The sequence below is a fragment of the uncultured Campylobacter sp. genome (genome assembly GCF_937949835.1).
Classification (GTDB): Bacteria; Campylobacterota; Campylobacteria; order Campylobacterales; family Campylobacteraceae; genus Campylobacter_B.
Genome location: NZ_CALEDC010000239.1, coordinates 1 through 2,421 on the forward strand (window position 1 = coordinate 1; position 2,421 = coordinate 2,421).

The 2,421-nt window shown below is 51.8% G+C and carries 4 protein-coding genes; 1 reads left to right on the top strand and 3 read right to left on the bottom strand.

Annotated features, from left to right (window positions below; all coding sequences use genetic code 11):
* Positions 1–151: AraC family transcriptional regulator (locus Q0256_RS05440; protein ID WP_297960872.1), on the top strand; the 151-nt coding region annotated here is incomplete at its 5' end.
* Between the two features lie 292 nt (positions 152–443).
* On the opposite strand, the gene Q0256_RS05445 is transcribed toward Q0256_RS05440, so the two are convergent.
* From Q0256_RS05445 to Q0256_RS05455, 3 genes are all read right to left on the bottom strand, one after another.
* The gene (locus tag Q0256_RS05445; RefSeq protein ID WP_297960863.1) at positions 444–755 is read right to left on the bottom strand and encodes a hypothetical protein; all 312 of its coding nucleotides are present in this window, start codon (positions 753–755) and stop codon (positions 444–446) included.
* Complete coding sequence (locus tag Q0256_RS05450; RefSeq protein ID WP_297960866.1) at positions 749–1,609, bottom strand: NTF2 fold immunity protein; 861 nt, start codon at positions 1,607–1,609, stop codon at positions 749–751. Before Q0256_RS05450 ends, Q0256_RS05445 begins: the two co-directional genes overlap by 7 nt.
* A gap of 240 nt (positions 1,610–1,849) precedes the next feature.
* A partial coding sequence (locus Q0256_RS05455) for a phosphoribosyl-ATP diphosphatase (RefSeq protein ID WP_297960868.1) occupies positions 1,850–2,421 on the bottom strand: 572 nt, incomplete at its 5' end.

Sequence of the window (2,421 nt, forward strand, 5' to 3'; positions counted from 1 at the left end):
AGAGGCTAAAAACCTGCTCGTAAATAAAAATATCGGCGTTGCGCAGGCGGCATTTGACGTGGGATACGAGAGCGCGTCGCAGTTTAGCCGCGAATACGCAAGGATGTTTGGCATGCCGCCTAAAGCCCATGCGCAGACGCTTCGAGGCTAAGAAGCGGGCAAAATCAGGCGATCATCGGTTTGGATGGGTTTTGTGAAATTTAAACCGCCTTTGCAGCTTAAATTTAATTGATTTAAACGCAAATTCCACATCTAAAATTATAAAATTTTGATTAAACATTGACTTCTAAAAAAATACATTAGTGCCGCTAAATTCCAGCGTCATTATATATGGATTATAAGTGCTGTGAAATTTTAAAGCTGCGGACGCCCAATATCGGCACCGCGATACCCTCTTCTGTAACCGCGCCCCCGTGCTCGGTCTGCGTAAAATAGGAAGAACGTCACCGCCTACAAGCCCGTGCTCGTCCAGATAGCGCGCGAGCAGCGCGAGGACCCTTTATCACGAAGCCGCCCAGCTCGGAGAAAATTCGCCTTTTCATTCGCGCCTTTCTTTGATCGCCGTGCGCGTCGTACGCAGAAATTTTACCGTCCATTTGCCCTCTTTGTCTTTGTTTTTGCAGCGCCGATGAAATTTTATCGCCGTACTCGCGGCAGGCTAAATTTATCTCTGCGATCGCGCCGAGAATGAAATTTGAGCCCATTTCGCGCTCAAATTTTACAGCCCGCGGTTTTTGCCGTCCATACCTTAGCACTTATCTACGAGCCAGCGCCCGTCCTTGCGCAGGAGCAGGAAGCGGCGCGCAAAGCCGTGTTCGTCCTTGGCGTAGATGTAAATTTTATTTTTGCTCTCGCATTCGGCGTCCGTTAGCCCGTATCCGCCGTAGGTGCCGCCCTCCATCATCGAAAACGAAATGCCCTCGGGGCGGAAGCCGCTGCGCCTAACGGGCGTGCAGTAGCGCGCAAATAGCTCGTCGCATCTGCGCTGCACCTCGCCGTCGTCCGCATCATCAATTCGCGAAGCGGCAAATTTCTCCCACTCGCTCATCGCCGCGAAAAATTCTAAAAGCGCACTCTGCGCCGCCGCAGCGTCCTGCGGATCAAGCTTCTTTTTGCTCTTTGCGGCGTCTCTTTGCGCCTGCTCAAACCCCGCAATTTGCTCCTTGCTGAAGCGCCCGCCGTCTAGATAAAACTGGATTTTCGTATCCGCCACGGCTAGCAGCCCCGCAAAGCTCACGCGCGAATTGACCAGGCGTAGCGATTTTAGCTTTGGGATTTGCACGATCGCTTTTAGCCCCTCATCCGTGATGCTGACGTTTTCGATACCGATGTGTTCGAGCTTGGCGTGTGCTGCAAAGTATCTAAACCCCTCGCCGCTTATCTTATCGCTATCTTGCAAAAACAGATACGCAAGCTTCGGTAGCGTGGCTAGATGCTGTAGTGCCGCGTCCGTAATCGCCGTGGCTATAAAGCCCATATTTACGAGGCTTTTTACCTCGCAGATGCGGCGCACCATCTCATCGCTTAGCGCTACGTTTTCGTAGTGATGGCCTTTGCAGTAGCGCTCGCTAACCGCGTCCAAAGCCTCCTGCATCGTGATCTGCCTCATCATCTATCCTTTAAATTTGATTTTAAAATTTTAGTGAAATTTTACGATTTACGCAAGCGCTTAAATTTATGGCGCGGATTTTAGCTCGCGCAGCGCGATTAAATTTTGCGGCAATAGCGCGGTTGAAATATACTTTCGTCGTTGAAATTCGGCGTAGAATTTCGGCAACACTTTTTAAATTTAGCTCGCCACGCAAAGCGGGCGAGCGGAAAAGACGTCTTCGCGATTAAATTTTACGCATCATTTTTCGCGGTGACGCTTTTCTTCGATGCCGCTTCGCCCTTGCCTGCGTGCTAGCTCGTCAAGTAGGGCGTCCGGGTGGATATTGTGCGCCCCAAGTGCGAGCAGAAGGTGAAATAAAAGATCCGCCCCCTCATAAATCACGTCGTATCGCGGCTCGCCCGCTTTATGCTCGCCGAAGCTCTCGCGCGCGACGTCTGCGTAAAGCTCGCTGCGCGAGAGGTCCTTGCACGCCAGCGCGAACTCGCACGCCTCCTCGGCGATCTTTTTGAGATAGGCGTTTTCGCCCTTCGCGTAGAGCGAGGCGACGTAGGAGAGCGCGGACTCGCCGTTTAGCTTGCGATCCAAGCAGACGTGATAAATTTCGTCCAAAATACTGTACGGGCCTTTTTCTGCGGAGCTTTCGAGCGCGGAATTTTGCGCGGCGGCGTCTAAATTTTGCTCGCTGCGCTCTGCAGCGGAATTCGTCGCGATGAAATTTGCTGCCGTAAAATTTTGTGTCGCAGAGCTTTGCCGATCGCAAGAGGCAGTGGAATTTTGAGGCATAAAATTTTGCGAGCCGTCACGGGCAA